The organism is Hymenobacter puniceus, from assembly GCF_014333525.1.
In the GTDB taxonomy this organism is placed as follows: Bacteria; Bacteroidota; Bacteroidia; order Cytophagales; family Hymenobacteraceae; genus Hymenobacter.
Genome location: NZ_JACSCX010000002.1, coordinates 424,833 through 441,305 on the forward strand (window position 1 = coordinate 424,833; position 16,473 = coordinate 441,305).

The 16,473-nt window shown below is 59.9% G+C and carries 15 protein-coding genes; 10 read left to right on the forward strand and 5 right to left on the reverse strand.

Features of this window, described 5'->3' with window-relative positions; translation table 11 throughout:
* Window positions 1-83 precede the first annotated feature (83 nt).
* The 3 genes from H8B14_RS06890 to tilS all read right to left on the reverse strand — a co-directional run bounded on the left by H8B14_RS06890 (window position 84) and on the right by tilS (window position 3,260).
* On the reverse strand, window positions 84-716 hold the full coding sequence (locus tag H8B14_RS06890; protein WP_187314881.1) for a macro domain-containing protein: 633 nt from the start codon (window positions 714-716) through the stop codon (window positions 84-86).
* Window positions 717-823: 107 nt separating this feature from the next.
* Complete coding sequence (gene mdh / locus H8B14_RS06895; protein WP_073286594.1) at window positions 824-1,765, reverse strand: malate dehydrogenase; 942 nt, start codon at window positions 1,763-1,765, stop codon at window positions 824-826.
* A gap of 163 nt (window positions 1,766-1,928) precedes the next feature.
* Window positions 1,929-3,260, reverse strand: a complete 1,332-nt coding sequence (tilS, locus tag H8B14_RS06900) for a tRNA lysidine(34) synthetase TilS (RefSeq protein WP_187314882.1) — start codon at window positions 3,258-3,260, stop codon at window positions 1,929-1,931.
* A 107-nt stretch (window positions 3,261-3,367) separates the two neighbouring features.
* Here tilS and H8B14_RS06905 point away from each other — a divergent pair, with 107 nt between their 5' ends.
* The 10 genes from H8B14_RS06905 to H8B14_RS06950 all read left to right on the forward strand — a co-directional run bounded on the left by H8B14_RS06905 (window position 3,368) and on the right by H8B14_RS06950 (window position 14,204).
* Window positions 3,368-4,261 (forward strand): glycerophosphodiester phosphodiesterase, encoded by an 894-nt coding sequence (locus H8B14_RS06905; protein ID WP_187314883.1) that lies wholly within the window; start codon window positions 3,368-3,370, stop codon window positions 4,259-4,261.
* A 301-nt stretch (window positions 4,262-4,562) separates the two neighbouring features.
* Window positions 4,563-6,275: an OstA-like protein gene (locus tag H8B14_RS06910; RefSeq protein ID WP_187314884.1), complete on the forward strand. Its 1,713-nt coding sequence runs from the start codon at window positions 4,563-4,565 to the stop codon at window positions 6,273-6,275.
* Between the two features lie 98 nt (window positions 6,276-6,373).
* On the forward strand, window positions 6,374-7,201 hold the full coding sequence (locus H8B14_RS06915) for an outer membrane protein assembly factor BamD (protein WP_187314885.1): 828 nt from the start codon (window positions 6,374-6,376) through the stop codon (window positions 7,199-7,201).
* Window positions 7,202-7,317: 116 nt separating this feature from the next.
* Window positions 7,318-7,671 carry a DNA-directed RNA polymerase subunit omega gene (locus H8B14_RS06920; protein WP_187314886.1) on the forward strand — a complete coding sequence of 118 codons (354 nt, stop codon included), beginning with the start codon at window positions 7,318-7,320 and terminating at the stop codon, window positions 7,669-7,671.
* A 163-nt stretch (window positions 7,672-7,834) separates the two neighbouring features.
* Window positions 7,835-8,383 (forward strand): flavoprotein, encoded by a 549-nt coding sequence (locus tag H8B14_RS06925; protein ID WP_187314887.1) that lies wholly within the window; start codon window positions 7,835-7,837, stop codon window positions 8,381-8,383.
* Window positions 8,384-8,535: 152 nt separating this feature from the next.
* Entirely contained in the window at window positions 8,536-9,186 is a 651-nt protein-coding gene (locus H8B14_RS06930) for a phosphopantothenoylcysteine decarboxylase domain-containing protein (protein WP_187314888.1), read from the forward strand.
* Window positions 9,176-10,105 carry a type IX secretion system protein PorD gene (gene porD, locus H8B14_RS06935; protein WP_187314889.1) on the forward strand — a complete coding sequence of 310 codons (930 nt, stop codon included), beginning with the start codon at window positions 9,176-9,178 and terminating at the stop codon, window positions 10,103-10,105. The genes H8B14_RS06930 and porD overlap by 11 nt, the downstream gene beginning before the upstream one ends.
* A 233-nt stretch (window positions 10,106-10,338) precedes the next feature.
* Window positions 10,339-12,012 (forward strand): DNA repair protein RecN, encoded by a 1,674-nt coding sequence (gene recN / locus H8B14_RS06940; RefSeq protein ID WP_187314890.1) that lies wholly within the window; start codon window positions 10,339-10,341, stop codon window positions 12,010-12,012.
* A 236-nt stretch (window positions 12,013-12,248) separates the two neighbouring features.
* Entirely contained in the window at window positions 12,249-13,070 is an 822-nt protein-coding gene (locus tag H8B14_RS06945) for an enoyl-ACP reductase FabI (protein ID WP_187314891.1), read from the forward strand.
* 183 nt (window positions 13,071-13,253) lie between these two features.
* On the forward strand, window positions 13,254-14,204 hold the full coding sequence (locus H8B14_RS06950) for a pectinesterase family protein (protein WP_187314892.1): 951 nt from the start codon (window positions 13,254-13,256) through the stop codon (window positions 14,202-14,204).
* Between the two features lie 149 nt (window positions 14,205-14,353).
* Here the strand turns inward: H8B14_RS06950 and H8B14_RS06955 are convergent, their stop codons facing one another.
* Together H8B14_RS06955 and H8B14_RS06960 are read right to left on the reverse strand one after the other, a co-directional pair.
* On the reverse strand, window positions 14,354-15,562 hold the full coding sequence (locus H8B14_RS06955; protein ID WP_187314893.1) for a porin: 1,209 nt from the start codon (window positions 15,560-15,562) through the stop codon (window positions 14,354-14,356).
* A 113-nt stretch (window positions 15,563-15,675) separates the two neighbouring features.
* Window positions 15,676-16,374 (reverse strand): hypothetical protein, encoded by a 699-nt coding sequence (locus H8B14_RS06960; RefSeq protein WP_187314894.1) that lies wholly within the window; start codon window positions 16,372-16,374, stop codon window positions 15,676-15,678.
* Window positions 16,375-16,473: the final 99 nt, after the last annotated feature.

Consider the following 16,473-nt stretch of genomic DNA (forward strand, 5'->3'; position numbering starts at 1 on the left):
CGCGAACTACAAAGTTCGCGCTGCTGCCAAACGCAAAACCAGCCGCCCTGCTTGCGCAGAACGGCCAGTGTGGGTTGCCGGGCTCAGGGAATGTCGTATTTGATATCAGACTCGTTGTGAGTGTAGAAGTAGGCATAATTGCCGCACATTTCTTCCCAATCGGCCACGGTAGCGTGTTTCTGATGCAGCACATCTTCCCAGGCAATCCGCATCTGGCGGGCGCACACCAGCGGCCGCACCTGCCCCACGCCGGTGCCCAGGCCCGGTACCGCCACGGTGCGTATCACGTCCTTTACCGGGCGGCCATCGGGCAGGCGGCCGTGGGCCAACAGGAGTAGCAGCGCCCGCATGCAGTGGTACACGTTGGGGCCCCGCGTGATGGTCATGGGCGTGCGCATGGTGGGGGCCGCAATCAGGTAGGGAAACTGTGCGTGACCGGTGGGCAGAATTTCGGCCTGGCCCACCAGCAGTTCCCCGTAATATTTCTCGCGAATGACGTGTTGCAAGTCCTTTTCCAGGTGCCAGCCCAGGGTTTTGGAAATGGCGAAGTCGATGCCGCCGTTCATGTAGCCGAAGCTGTTGGCCGGGCTCACCAGCGCATCGGCGGGAACGTCAAAAATGGAGCCGTGGCGGATGCTCACCTGGGGAACATCGGCAAAAACATGCTGCCAAGCGTCGGTGATTTCGGAGTTGGTGTCCGTGAAGTAGAAGTGCATAAAAGGGTTTACGGCAGTAAAGTACGCATTTCGGCTTCCCTTGGTCACAAAAAACCGGCCGCCCTGCTTGCGCAGAACGGCCGGTTTCTGTTGGCGGCTGGAAAAGCTTAGGCCGAAGCCTTGCTCATGTTGTCCAGCGCGTCCATCACTTCTTTCACGTGGCCGCGCGAGGTTTCCAGCAGGGCCTTCTCCTCGTCGTTGAGTTGCAGCTCGATTACTTTCTCAATGCCGTTTTTGCCCAGGATAACCGGAGCGCCCAGGTACACGCCGTCGATGCCGTACTCGCCTTCCAGCTTGATGCACACCGGGAACACGCGACGCTGGTCGCGCACGATGGCTTCTACCATCTGAGCGGCGGCCGCGCCGGGCGCATACCAGGCCGAAGTACCCATCAGCTTCACCAGTTCGCCGCCGCCGTTGGTGGTGCGGGCCACAATGGCGTCCAACTCTTCCTTGCCAATCAGCTCCGTTACGGGGATGCCGCCCACGGTGGTGTAGCGGGGCAGGGGCACCATGGTGTCGCCGTGGCCGCCCATGAGCACGGCCTGAATGTCTTTGGGGCTCACGTTGAGGGCTTCAGCCAGGAAGGCGCGGTAACGGGCCGTGTCCAGGATGCCGGCCATGCCGAACACCTTGGTACGGTCGAGGCCGGAAGTGAGGTGAGCCTGGTAGGTCATCACGTCGAGCGGGTTCGAAACGATGATGATAATGGCGTTGGGCGAGTATTTCACCACCTGCTCGGTCACCGACTTCACGATACCGGCGTTGGTCGAAATCAGGTCGTCGCGGGTCATGCCGGGCTTGCGGGGCAGGCCGGAGGTGATTACCACCACGTCGGAGTCTGCCGTGCGGCTGTAGTCGCTGGTCACGCCTACCGTGCGCGAGTCGTAGCCGATGATGGGGGCTTTCTGCCAGATGTCGAGGGCTTTGCCTTCGGCGAAGCCTTCCTTAATGTCAACCAGTACGATTTCGTTGGCAATTTCGCGGGTGGCCAATACGTCGGCGCAGGTTGCGCCCACATTGCCAGCCCCAACTACGGTAACTTTCATCGGGTGAGGAATTGGGTGAGGGTTACGTTATGCGCGTAAAGATAGTGCTTGGGGCTTAGTGCTTAGTGCTTAGGTGGTGGTTTGAGGTAAATTCAACTGCTTAATGCATATGTATTAGGCTATTACAGACGGAGGGAGTCATCAAGTACCAACTTCCTAAGCACTACATCCGCTTCACCACCAGCACCCGCTCGGTGTCGTCGTTCACGCGGAACCGCTCGTCGGGGCGGAAACCGATGACCCAGGCAATTTTGCCGTCGCCGGAGCAGAGCACCTGCACGTTGTCTTTGAGGTTGAGCGGTACTTTCTGGTCGATGAGGAAGTCGCTGAGCTTCTTTTTGCCTTTCATGCCGATAGGCATAAACCAGTCGCCTTCCTGCCAGGGCCGCACGATGAGCGGGAACTTCAGCGCGTCGGCATCCAGCGCGGCCACGGCTTTGCCGCGCGGCACCTCAAAGTTTTCGGTTGCTTCCTGCAACTCCAGGCGCAGGTGCAGCCCGTCGATCTTGAGCACTTCCTGGCCGGCCTGAATCTGGTGCGTGCCGAATTTGGTGAGGTTACGGCGCGTGATGACCAGCTGCTCGCGGTCTTTCACCAGTCGGTGCGTCGGCGACTCGAAGCGGCGGCCGGGTTCGGCCGGGAAGGCCGCCACAATGTCCTTCACCACCGGGAAGCTGAACCCGAACGGCCGCAGCAGCTCGTGCAGCACCAGCGTGGTAGCGGCCGTTTTTTGCAGCAGCCGAATGTCGAGGTAGGTGGCGTCGGTTTCGGTGCGCTGGGCTTCGGCGGCGGTGTCCTGCACGTAGCGGCGCACGATTTCCTCGGCCCCGCCCACCCGCTCGGCCGTGAACTGCAGCGTCTGGTCGAGGTTGGGGTTGATGTCGCGCAGCACCGGCAGCACCTCTTGGCGCAGGCGGTTGCGCTGGTACACGGGGCTGTCGTTGGAGGCGTCTTCGCGCCACATCAGCTGGTTTTCCACCAGATACTCGAACAGCTCCGGCTTACCGATGCCTAGCAGCGGGCGCACGATATGGCCGTTTTTGGGCGGAATGCCGTGCAAACCCGCCAGCCCGGTGCCGTGCGTGAGGTTGAGTAGCATGGTTTCGGCGGCGTCGCGCTGGTGGTGGGCGGTGGCGACGTAGGCGTAGCCCTGCGTCTGGCGGATTCGTTCAAACCACTCGTAGCGCAGCGCCCGGGCCGCCATCTGCGTCGAAATGCCTTCCTGCTCGGCAAAAGCCTTGGTTTGGAAGAACTCCACGAAATAGGGCACCTCGTACTTCTTGGCCAGCTTGCGCACAAACTGCTCGTCGGCGTCGGCCTCGTCGCCGCGCAGCCCGAAGTGGCAGTGCGCCACCGCAAACTGCGCCCCCAGCTGGTGCAGCACTTCGGCCAGCGCAACCGAGTCCTGCCCACCGCTCACGGCCACCAGCAGTGTATCGGTTTCGAGGTTGAAAAGCGCGTGTTCGATGATGTAGCGGCGGACCTGGTCGAGCATGGGGGAGGGGAAGCAAGGAGTAAGCGAGCAGTAAAAGTACGGCCTGAACGGCTGTTTGCCGGCAGGTGGGCTATATTGGGCCGGCGAGTTTTTTCGCCTGATCGTCTATGCCTACTTTTTTCATTGCCCGTCTGCGACCTCTGCTGGGCCAGGCCGGCCTGGGGCTGGCCCTGCTGCTGCCCGCCGCCTGCACCACCGCCCCCACGCTGCCCGCCGACTACCGGCCGCTGGTTATCGGGCACGCCGGCTCCGCGTTCCTGACGCCCATCAGCCCCTTCAACCCGCTGCCGCCCAACAGCGCCGCCAGCCAGCAGCAAGCCCTGGACCGCGGCGCCGACGGCCTGGAAATGGATTTGCAGCTCAGCCAGGACAGCGTGATTATGCTCTACCACGACGCCAAACTGGAAACGCTGACGTCCGGACAAGGGTGCATCAGTGAGAAGTCGGCGGCGGAATTGCAGCAGCTGCCCTACCGTGCCGGCTGGCCTTACGACTGGTTCCAAGACGAAAAGCTGCAGACGCTGGAAAGCCTGCTGCGCCGCACCCAGGGCCAGCACCCCTACCTGCACTTCGACCTGCACCACGCCGACGCCTGCCACCCCGACGATGCCTACGCCCGCGCCCCAATGCTGGCCCGCGCCCTGGCGCGCTTGCTCAAGCGCTACCCCTGGCCTGCGGAGCGTCTGCTCATCCTGACCACCCATCAGCCTACGCTGGCTCTCATGCGCCGCGAGCTGCCGGGCATACCGCTGGGCCTGGAAATAACCGACGATTTTGCGGGCGGCCTGCAAACCGCCAAAGCGCTGCAGGTGCAGGCCATTGTGCTCAGCAAGGACCTCGTGAGCCTGGAAAATACCCAGCAGGCCCACGCCGCCGGCTTGCAGGTAGTCACGTTCGGGGGGCGCTCGGCCGGCACCGTCAAGCGTCTGCTCGGCACCCTGCCCGACGCCATCGAAACCGATAACGTGCCCGCCATGCGCGGCATGATTTCCGGGCAGTAAGGGCCAATTCTGTATAAAAGCCCGTCATTCCGAGGAATCTCGCGTGCTGACTCTGTTGGGAACAGAACGTCATGCTGAGCTTGCCGAAGCATCTCTACCGCTTCGTTGCAATGCTATTAAAACGAAGCGGTAGAGATGCTTCGGCAAGCTCAGCATGACGGGCTATCAGGCTAGATATCAGGTCTTGTCAAACGCCTGCACCTATCTATTATGACTCGTTTGAATTCTTATCTGAGCAGTTGCACCACACGAAGTGCGGGCTGATGGCGTTAGGGGGCAGGTTCCGTACCTTTGCGCTGAAATGACCTTTCCCAAGCATCTTTTTCTGTTGTGGCTGGCGCTGCTGCCCGCTCTGGCTATGGCGCAGCAGCGGCCGGGCGCCCGGCCGGCTGCCGCGGCCACGCCCCCCAAAGGCTCCCGCATCGAGCTGCTGCCGGGCACCCAGCGGCTGGTAGGCGGCACCTTCAACGGCGTGGAAATCCGCAAGCTGCTCGGCAACGTGAGCTTCCGGCAGGGCACTACGCTGCTCTACTGCGACTCGGCTTATCAGTACCTCGACCGCAACGCGCTGGAGGCTTTCAGCAACGTGCGCATCATCCAGAACGACACCATCACCATCACTGGCGACCGGGGCACCTACGACGGCGACACCCGCAAAGCCCGCATCACCGGCAACGTGACCATGCGCGACCCGCGCATGACCCTCACCACCCAGGTGCTCGACTACGACCTGAACCGCAACCTGGCCTATTACAGCACCGGCGGCCACCTCGTCGACCCCGAAAACACGCTCGACAGCCGCTTTGGCTACTACAACACCGCCAGCAAGGTGTTCAGCTTCAAGCGCGACGTAAAGCTGGTGACCAAAGACAACGTCATCGACACCGACACGCTGCAGTATAACACGGTGTCGAAGATTGCCACCTTTCTGGGGCCCACCCGCATCAAAGGGCGGCAGGGTACGCTCTACGCCGAAAACGGCACTTACAACACCATCACGCGGGTTTCCAACTTCCAGAAGAACGCCAAAATCGAGACGCCCAACTACCTTCTGGGCGGCGACCGGCTGGTGTACGACGAAACCCGGCAGTATGGCGTAGCCACTGGCCACGTATCGATGACCAGCAAAAAGGATAACCTCGTGATTCGGGGCGATGTGGGGCGCTACTGGCGAGGCCTGGGCCGCACCAAGGTGTACGGCGCCCCGGTGATGCGCAACATCTCCGGCAAAGACACGCTCTACCTCGCCGCCGATACGCTCATCAGCCAGGAAGGCCGCCCGCCGCTGAACGCCGCCGGCGTGCTGTACGCCTTCCCCCGGGCCAAAATCTTCCGCCCCGATCTGCAGGGCCGCGCCGACTCACTCACCTACGACCGGCAGGATTCCATCATCTACCTCAACAAAAACCCGATTCTCTGGAACGAGAAAAACCAGCTCACCGCCGACAGCATGCAAATCCGGCAGCGCAACGGTAAGCTGGACCAAATGCGCCTGTACGCCAACTCGTTCATCATCGGGCAGGACACGCTGCTGAACTACAACCAGGTGAAGGGCCGCAACATGGTAGCGTACTTCCAGGCTAACTCAATAAAAAAAGTGGATGTGCTTGGCAACGCCGAGAGCCTCTACTATGCTCTTGATGGCGACACCGCCGTGAGCGGCATGAACAAAGCCGTGTCCTCGACCATGGCCTTGCGCTTTGCCGAGGGCAAGCTGCAAACCATCAGCTTCCTCACCAACCCCGACGCCAGCTTTATTCCGCCCCACGAACTCAAGCCCGAAGATGAAAAGCTGAAAGACTTCCGCTGGCGCCCCACGGAACGCCCGACCCGCCGCGTGGTGTTGGGCAAGCACTTCGCCGTGCCCGTGAAAACCAAGGCCAAGCCAAAAGCCAAAAAGCCCGCTAAAGCCAGCACCAAACCCAAAGCCACCAAGGCGCCGGTCCGAAAGACTGCTCCGGCCAAGGCCCCGCCGAAAGCGCCCGCCAAGCCTGCCACACCCGTTCGGAGGTAGCCTGCCAGCGCCGTACGCGGCTGTGGTAGTGGCGGCAGGCACATCAAACCATAAACCCTTCAGCCATTCAGGCAGAATCCGTTACCTTTGCGCCCCTTATGCACTATTTCCGCCCGACCCTTTTTGTTCTGCTGCTAAGCACCCTGCTGCTTGGCGCGTGCACCGGCTACCAGAAGCTGCTCAAGAGCGGCGACGTGAACAAGAAGTACGAAGCGGCCATCCAGTACTACGAGAAGGGCGACTATTTCAAGGCCGGCACCCTGCTCGAAGACCTGCTGCCGCTGCTCAAAGGCCGTCCGGAAGCGGAAAAGGCACAATTCTACTTCGCCAACACCAATTTCCGGCAGCGCAATTACACGCTCGGCGCCTACTACTTCAAGAGCTTCGCCGATACTTATCCGAACTCGCAGTACGCCGAGGAAGCCACGTTCCTGCAGGCTAAGTCGCTGTTTCGCGACTCGCCGGAATGGGAGCTAGACCAAACCAATACCTACTCGGCGTTGGAGGCCATCCAGGAGTTCATCAACCGCTACCCCACCAGCACGTTCCGGCCCGAAGCCGAGAGCATGTCGCAGGAGCTGCAGAAAAAGCTGGAGTTGAAAGCCTACCAGGGCGCCAAACTCTACTACAACCTGCGTTACTACCAGTCGGCCGTAGTGGCACTGGGCGGCTTCCAGCAGCAGTTTCCGGCTTCGGCTTATAATGAGGAAGCCGAGTTCCTGAAAGTAAGCGCGCAATATGATCTGGCCCGCGAAAGTGTGGAAGAGAAGCAGCGCGAACGGTACCTGGAAGTGCAGGCATTCTACCAGCACTTCATCGATACCTACCCGCAAAGCCGCCGCCTGAAGGACGCCGAGAAGATGTTCATTGATGCCCAGGCGCAGGCCGCCAAGCTCAAGCCCGCCGAGCCTGCGGCCGCCAAATAGATGTGCTGATTTGTGATGTTTTGAGGTGCTGGCTGCACACTGCCAGGACAAACTCACTCATCAAGAAAATCAGCGCTTCAGCACATCAACACTTCAAAAATTAGCACATTAGCATCATGAAAGCACCCAACAACGTTTCCGCCTCCATCGTGACCCGCAACATGTCGGAATTTGCCAATGAAACCGGCAACGTGTACGAGTCGATTGCCATCATCTCGAAGCGCGCCAACCAGATTTCGGTGAAGCTGAAAGAGGAGCTGAACGGCAAGCTGGCCGAGTTTGCTACTACGGTTGACAACCTGGAGGAAGTGTTCGAAAACCGCGAGCAAATCGAAATTAGCAAGCACTACGAGCGTCTGCCGAAGCCGACCAACCTGGCCATCGAAGAGTTTCTGGAAGGCAAAGTGCACTACCGCACACCGTCGGAGTTCGACGAAAACGGCAACCTGCGCGCCGTAGAAGGCCAGTAGGCTTTCAGTCAGACAAAAAGAACGTCATGCAGAGCGGAGCGAAGTATCTCGCCAGCGTAGTAGCCTCTTTTACTACACTAGCGCGGTATTTCGCTCCGCTCTGCATGACGTTCTTTTTTGTCGGGCAGCACCAGAATTATCCGATAAATCCGACAACTCCGTGATGCAGGGACACAAGATCTTACTGGGCGTGTGCGGCAGCATTGCCGCCTATAAAGCGGCGCCGCTGGTGCGGCTGCTGATGAAGGCCGGTGCCGAGGTACAGGTGATTCTGACGCCCTCGGCCGCTGCCTTCGTGACGCCGCTCACGCTGGGCACGCTCTCCAAAAATCCGGTGCTGCAGGGCTTCCTGAAAGACGAGCGGGCCGGCGAGTGGCATAATCACGTGCACTTGGGCTTGTGGGCCGATGCGCTGCTGGTAGCGCCGGCCTCGGCCAATACGCTGGCCCACTTCGCCCACGGCCTCTGCGACTCGCTGTTGGATGCCGTGTACCTGTCGGCGCGCTGCCCGGTGCTGCTGGCCCCTGCCATGGACCTCGATATGTATGCTCACCCCGCCACCACCGCTAACCTGGCCACGTTGCGCCGCTACGGCAACCTCGTGCTCGACTCGCCGGCCGGCGAGTTAGCCAGTGGCTTGATCGGCCCCGGCCGCATGCTGGAGCCGGAAGATATTGTGGCGGAGCTGGAGCGGTTTTTTAACGGTCAATAATAGGTCGGGTCATGCTGAGCTTGCCGAAGCATCTCTACCGCTTCGTTGGGCTAGCATTAATTAGTTAGAGGTAGAGATGCTTCTACTGCGGCTGCGCACACTGGCTTGATGCGCCACATGCTCAGCATGACGTTCATTTTCAATTGAAATAAATGCGTGTTCTTCTCACTGCCGGGCCTACTTACGAACCGCTGGATCCGGTTCGCTTCATTGGCAACCACAGCACCGGCAAGATGGGCTATGCGCTGGCCGAAGCCTTTGCCGCCATCGGCGCCGACGTCACGCTGATCAGCGGCCCTACCAATCTGCCCAACCCCACGCACCCGCACATCAGCACGCAGCGCGTAGAAACCGCCGACCAGATGTATGCCGCCGCCGCTGTCGTAGCGCCCGCCGCCGATGTGTGGGTGTTTGCGGCCGCCGTAGCTGACTACAAGCCGGCCCAGGTGGCGGTTGAAAAGATTAAAAAGGCCGGCGACACACTCACGCTGGAGCTGGTGAAGAACGTGGACATTGCGGCCACGCTGGGGAAAAGCAAGCGGCCCGAACAATTTTCGGTGGGTTTTGCGTTGGAGACCAACAACGAGGAAGCCCACGCGCTGGACAAGCTGCGCCGCAAAAACTTCGACCTCGTGGTGCTGAACTCCCTGCGGGATGCCGGGGCCGGTTTTCGCCACGATACCAACAAAGTGACGCTGCTCGACGCGCGCGGGGAATCCCGTATATTTGAAGTAAAGCCCAAGGCCGAAGTGGCCCGGGATATTGTTGCTGCCGTTCTTGCCCGCCTGCCTCGTGAAGCATAATCTGTCGCTGTCTGCTCTGCTGCTTGCCTTCGTTTCGCTGCTGGCCTTCCCGGCTCAAGCTCAGGAAATCCAGGCCGAAGTACGCGTCACCACCGAAAACGTGACCATCTCCGACCGCCAGCTGGTGCAGCAGATGCAGAACGATATGCAGTCGTTTCTGAACACCCGTTCCTTCACCAGCCAAACCTACCGGCCCGAGGAACGCATCCGGATGCGCATTTTCGTGGGCATCACTGAAATTCCGCAGAATGGCCAATACAAAGCCACGGCCCGCATTGTGTCGTCGCGGCCGGTGTATGGCACTGGCTACGAAACCAACCTGCTCAGCTTCGCCGATCGGAACTTCGTCTTCAACTACTCGCCCCAGAACCCGATTGATTTCTCGGAAAACAACTTCGTGGGCAATCTGTCGTCGCTGCTGACCTTCTACGCCTACCTCACCATTGGCATCGACCAGGACAGCTTTGCGCGCCTCGGCGGCTCGCCCTACTACGACCGGGCCCGCATTGTGGTGCAGAATGCCTCCTCGCAGACCATCACCAACGAGCAGGACGACGCCTGGAAGGACGGGCAGTCGCGCAACCGCTACTGGCTGCTCAACAACCTGCAGGACCCGCAGCTGGAAGCTATCCGCACGGGTATCTACGCCTACTACCGGCAGGGGCTCGACGTGTTCATTGAGAAGCCAGAAGAAGCCCGCACCAGCATCTATGGCGCGCTGGAAGGTGTGCACAATGCCGCTATCCGCCGCCCCGGCACGCTGCTGGCCCGCGCCTTTTTCGACACCAAAGCCGACGAAATTGCCAACATCTTCCGCAGCTCTTCGGATGCCCAGCAGAAGCAGCGCCTCACTACGCTGCTCACGGAAGTGGACCCCACCAACTCGGCCAAGTACCAAGCCATGCTGCGCCAACCGTAGATCATGTCATACCGAGTGCAGCGAGGAATCTGGGCTAAAATTGTCGGAACGGTTTTAACCCAGATTCCTCGCTGCACTCGGAATGACAAGATTCTTCCTGCAAATTTTATTGGCAATTAACTAAGTGAACTAGTAGCTTTGCTAAAGCTACTAGACCCGACTGGTTTGTACTGGTCCGTAGCGCATGTTTTTTGGCAGCTACGGCCGGGAGTCCGGCCTTCACTTGGTTTATTATGCTCATTGACCTTCGCATCCGCAACTACGCCCTGATTGAGCAGCTGCAACTGCAGCCCTCAGCACTGCTCAACATCATTACTGGCGAAACCGGAGCCGGCAAGTCCATTATGCTGGGCGCTATCGGCCTGCTACTGGGCAACCGCGCCGACTCGCGCATGCTTTTCGACACCGATAAGAAGTGTGTGATTGAAGGGCAGTTTGATATCAGCAGCTACCAGCTGCAGGATATTTTTGAGGCCGAAGACCTCGACTATGATGCACAGTGCATTCTGCGGCGTGAAATCAGTCCCGCCGGGAAGAGCCGGGCCTTCGTGAACGATACGCCCGTGACGCTGGAAACCCTGCGCCACATCGGGGCCAACCTCATGGATATCCACTCCCAGCACGATACGCTGCTGCTCGGCGATGCGGTGTTTCAGCTGAATCTGCTGGATTTATATGCCGGGCTGGTGCCCACGCGCGGCCAGTACAGCAACGCCTACCGCCAGTACCGCAAGCTGGAAGCCGACCTAAAAACCCTGCAGGACCAGGTAGCGCAGGCCAATAAGGAGCTGGACTACCACAGCTTCCTGCTGACGGAACTGGAAGATGCCCGCCTCGACAACGAGCGCCAGGACGAGCTGGAGCAGGAAGTGAAGGAGCTGGAGCACGCCGAGGAAATCAAATATAAGCTCACGCACGCCCTGCAAAGCCTCACCGAAAGCGAGTACTGCGCCACCAGCGGCATGAAGGAAGCCGCCACGCTGCTGGGCCAGATTGCCAACTACTCCGAGCAGGCCCGCGAGCTAAAGCTGCGCCTCGACAGCTGCCTGATTGAGCTGCACGACATCGCCGCCGAAATAGAAGCCGCCGAACGCCGTACCGAAGGCGACCCGGCCCGCATTGACGAACTGCAGGGCCGCCTGAACGTGCTCTACAGCCTCCAGCGCAAGCACCAGGTGCGCGACGTGGTGGCGCTGCTGGCCGTGCGCTCCGACCTGCGCGACAAAGTTAGCTCCGTGCTCAACCTCGACCGCCAGATCACGCGCCTGCGCCGCGACGCCGATGCTGCGCTTGCCACCGTGCAGAAGCAGGCTACGCGCCTCTCGGAAGCCCGGCGCAAGGTGTTCCCCAAGTTTGAAAAAGAGCTGGCCGCGTTGCTCACCGATCTGGGCATGCCCAATTCGCGCATTGTGGTGCAGCATCAGGAGGGCCCACCTGCTACCAGCGGCATCGACGTAGTGAGCATTCTGTTTACGGCCAACAAAGGTGCTCAACCTCAAACGCTGAGCAAGGCCGCTTCGGGTGGTGAGTTTTCGCGCCTGATGCTGTGCATCAAGTACATGCTGGCCGACAAAACCGCTTTGCCAACAATCGTATTCGACGAAATCGACACCGGCATCAGTGGAGAAATTGCGGTGAAAGTGGGGCGCATGATGCAGCAGATGGCCAAAAAGCACCAGCTTATTGCCATCAGCCACCTGCCGCAGATGGCCGCCGCCGGCGACACGCATTACTTCGTGTATAAAGAAGACCGTGCCGACCGCACCGTGAGCTGCATCCGGCCACTAAACCTGGAGGAGCGCATTCAGGAAATTGCCCAGATGATTTCCGGCGCCAAGCCCAGCCTGCACGCCACCCAAAGTGCCCGCGAGCTGCTGGCGTTGCGCGGCGTGGAAATGGCAGGGTAGAGGAAGAATAGAAAATCCAGAAAGTCATTCCGAGCGCAGCGGAGCGTAGTCGGGGAATCTCGCTGGTGTGGTAAAATCAACGCTACCACACCGTCAGCACGCGAGATTCCTCGACTACGCTCCGCTGCGCTCGGAATGACGTTCTTTTTAGGCTGCCGTTCTATCGGCTCTGCGTGGCGTTCTGTATTTTTTTGCCTCTTTTGTATTTCCAACCACTACACCTCTGAACTTCCTATATGGCTAGTAACCTGCTCGCGGGCAAAGTCGGTATCATTTCCGGCGCGCTGAACGAAGAATCCATTGCCTGGAAAGTAGCCCTGAAGGCCCACGCCGAAGGGGCCCGCTTTGTGCTCACCAACGCCCCGCTGGCCATGCGCATGGGCGAAATCAACAAGCTCTCCGAGCAGTGCAACGCGCCCATCATCCCGGCCGATGCTACCTCGATGGAAGACCTGGAAAAGCTGTTTTCGGGCGCGCAGGAGCAGTTGGGCGGCAAGCTTGATTTCGTGCTGCACAGCATTGGCATGAGCGCCAACATCCGCAAGGGCAAGCACTACGGCGAGCTGAACTACGAGTGGTATCAGAAAACGCTGGACGTGTCGGCGCTGTCGCTGCACCGGATGCTGGCTGTGGCGGAGAAGCAGGACGCCTTCAACGAATGGGGCTCGGTGGTGGCGCTGAGCTACATTGCCGCCCAGCGTGCTTTCCTCGACTACACCGACATGTCGCAGGCCAAGGCTATGCTCGAAAGCATTGCCCGCAGCTACGGCCAGCGCCTTGGCAAGCTCAAGAAAGTGCGCGTAAACACCGTGAGCCAGTCGCCGACCAAAACCACAGCCGGCACCGGCATCAGCGGTTTCGATGCGTTTTACGAGTACGCCAATCGCCTCTCGCCGCTGGGCAATGCCCCGGCCGAAGCCTGCGCCGACTACTGCATCTCGCTGTTCTCGGACCTGACCCGCTATGTGACCATGCAGAACCTCATGCACGACGGCGGTTTCAGCACCACTGGTATTTCGGAGGAAATTGTGGAACTGATTACCAGCGCCAAGCAGTAGTCTGTTCTAGTTTCTCAGTGAATGACAACGCCCGGCCAGTTTGGTCGGGCGTTGTTGCGTTTAGGAAAGTGTAGGATGAAAACGTTCCCGACAACGTGTGCGTGGAAAAGGCAGGCAGTGCGTGTCGTTAAATCAGCGGGTTCCGCGTATCATGCCACTGAATTTTATTGTTTACCCTGCTTTATGAAGTGCGCTGTTTGGTTTTTGCTGCTGGGCTGGCTCTCATTGGGCCAGGCATGGGCCTACGATTTTGTGGTGGCGCAGGATGGCAGCGGGCAGTTCCGGACGGTGCAGGAGGCGTTCAATGCCGTGCCTGATTTCCGGAAGAAAGTCACGACCATCCTCATCAAGAAGGGCGTGTACAAAGAGAAGCTGCTGCTGGCCGGCTCCAAGCAATTTGTGAAGCTGGTAGGCGAAGACCGGGAGCAAACCATTCTCACCTACGACGACTACAACCAGAAAAAGAACATCTTCGGGGAAGACAAAGGCACGTCAGGCTCGGCCAGCTGCTACATCTACGGCTCCGACTTCACGGCCGAAAACCTCACGTTCCAGAATTCCTCGGGGCCGGTGGGGCAGGCGGTGGCGGTGTGGGTGGCCGGCGACAAAGCCCGGTTCCGGAACTGCCGGTTTCTGGGTTTCCAGGATACGCTGTACACCTACGGCTACGGCAGCCGCCAATATTACCAGGACTGCTACATCGAAGGCACCGTGGATTTCATCTTCGGCAGCAGCACGGCGTGGTTTGAGCAGTGCACCATCTTCTGCAAAACGGGTGGTTTCGTCACAGCCGCTTCCACGCCCGACAGCACCCGCTACGGCTACGTGTTCAACCAATGCCGCATAACCGGCGACGCCCCAGCTAATAGCTTCTACCTGGGCCGGCCCTGGCGGCCCTACGCCAAAACCGTATTTCTGCGCTGCGAGCTGGGCCCACAGATCAAGCCCGAAGGCTGGGACCATTGGGACAAGGAAAGCAACAAGCAAACCGCCCGCTACGCCGAGTTTCAGAGCCGTGGCCCGGGCGCTGCTCCCACTAGGCGCGTCAGTTGGGCCCGGCAGCTTTCCGAGGCTGAAGCCCGGCAGTACACCCGCCAGAATGTGCTGCGCAACTGGGACCCCACGGCCGACTGAATTTCAACTGTAATGCTTATAACGGCTACGCTGAGCTTGCCGAAGCATCTCTATCGTGTTGTCTGGATTGCTATTGTACCGAAGCGGTAGAGATGCTTCGGCAAGCTCAGCATGACGGTCTTTATCTCAGCTAGGAAAAGCAAACGGCGCTAAAAATTCAGCTGGGCCTGCAGGCGTAGCAGACCGCCACGCTGGCGGTTATCGGACTTCTGGAAATCCTCGAAGCGTCGGTTGGAAAGCGTGTACATCGTTACCAGCTCGAAGCTCGTGAACGGCTGCCACTCTACGCCCAGCTCGGCCTCGCGGACGGTGTAGCTGCGGGCGTCCCGCTCGTGCTTTTTGCCGCCATCGTAGTATTGGGCGCGCAGGAAGGGGTAGAGCTGGTGCTCTTTGTAGCGCAGGCGGTAGTTGAGCAGCACGTAGCCGCCGTGCAGGCGTTGGGTCTCGATGCTGTCGGTATGCGGGTTGAACTCGGGGCCGCGGCCTACATTGTATTCAGCTTGGAGGCCGAAAGGCTGGGGGTAGAGCACGAAGGTAGCGGCCACGCGCTGGTCGGGGTAGCGCAGGTCGGGGCGGTGCTTCACGCCGCTGGAAAGCTGGTCGCGGTTCACTACGTACTCGCCGGAATATGCCTGCAGCGCCGGCTCAATAATTTGCCCGCCAACTTCCAGCGGATATGTGACGCGGGCCACCATGTGGCGCTGGTTGTTGAGCTCGGGGCGGTTGGCGGTCTGGCCGTTGAAGGCGCCGATGCCCACCACGCCATAGTCGCCGGAGCCTTTCAGGCCATCTTTCACGAGGCGGCTGAACCGCTGGCGCACGGCGCTGGGGGCCCAGTACAGGAACGCGCCCAAATCCCGCTCATTGGAAAAGGCGCTGTTGATACCGTCGCTGCGGTCCAGCGCCAAGCGGTTCTGGCTGGACTGCATATTCTCAAACCCATACGGAATTTTGCTCTGGCCCATCCGTACCCGAAACTGGCTGGTTTTGTCGAGGCCTACATCCAGGTAGGCGTCGCGCAGCAGCCCGGCATTCAGCGAAGAGCTACCGCTAAGCGTGCTGGCGAAATCGGGCTGGATGTAGAAGTAGACCCGTTCGTGCAGCTGCCCGAAAAAGATAAGCCGGACGCGCCGCAAGGAAAACCCGCCGTTGCGGCCCCACGACCGGTCGCACTGCTCGCAGGAAAGGTCGGGGTTGGTTTCCAGCAGGCGGTTGTAGCGCGCCTGCACGTAGCCCCGAACGGAAACGGCTTGGTACCACTTTTTGCCCGGCGCCGGCTCTGAGGAAACCGAATCGGCGGCCTGACCGTGGGCGTGGCCAGCGGCCAGCAGCAGAAGGAGAGTTAGTAGTTTCTTCATGAAATGATAATGCGGCCGCAAAGTAACGCCTACCTGCAGTACACACAGTTCGGCCCCCGCCAATCTGAGTTGCCGGGGGCCGAATAGAGCTTGTGCTGGGTGGTTATCAGTAATTACTCTGCTGCTTCGGCCACTGCGTCCGCCTGGGTGGTGGCTTCGTAGGTATCGGCGTATTTGAAATCATCGAGCCAGTAGGCGGAGCTGACCACGTCGAAAACCACGGATTTGTCGGTTTTCTTTGAGGGCGTAAGCTGCCAGATGATGCTGGGTGCCTCGGGGAAGCTAGTGCCGTCTAGCTGCTCGTGAAAGAGGCGCTTAAGCAGCGTGTTGTCGGGCATGCCCTGGGCCAGCAGGCGCAACAACGGGGCCTCAGGCTGCTGGTCGAATACGCTGAGGTCGTCGGCATCCTCGGCGGTGAGCTGCACCTGAAACTGCACAGCTTCGGCCCGCGGAAACTTGCCGTTGTAGGCGGTGTAAAGCAGTTGGGTGGCCTTGAAAAAGCCTTCGTGCTGCCCCAGTTCGGGATTTTCTTCCCAGAGCTTTTCGGTGAGCATCTGATGGGCCAGATTCTCAATCTGGCCGGTGGTGAGCTGGTCTTCGAACAGATGCTCCAGCACCAACTGGGCCGCCTCGGCGGGCTCCAGGTCGGTGAGGGCCATGTGGGCCATGTCGGTCAGCTCGTTGGCAGCTATTTCGTCGGGGTTGTCGTAGCCGGTTTTAGTAAGAAGGACTTTATAGTCGGCGGGCTGCCAGGAGTTAGGTAGCTGGGTGATAGTATCGAAGGTGAGGCGTTCTACGGTGAACTTCTGCATACAAAAGGCTGAATGGAATGCGCGGCCACTAGTGCGCCGCTGTTCTGCGCGTATACGCTGGCCCTGTGGTAAAGGCTCGGATAAAAACACCAAACCGGC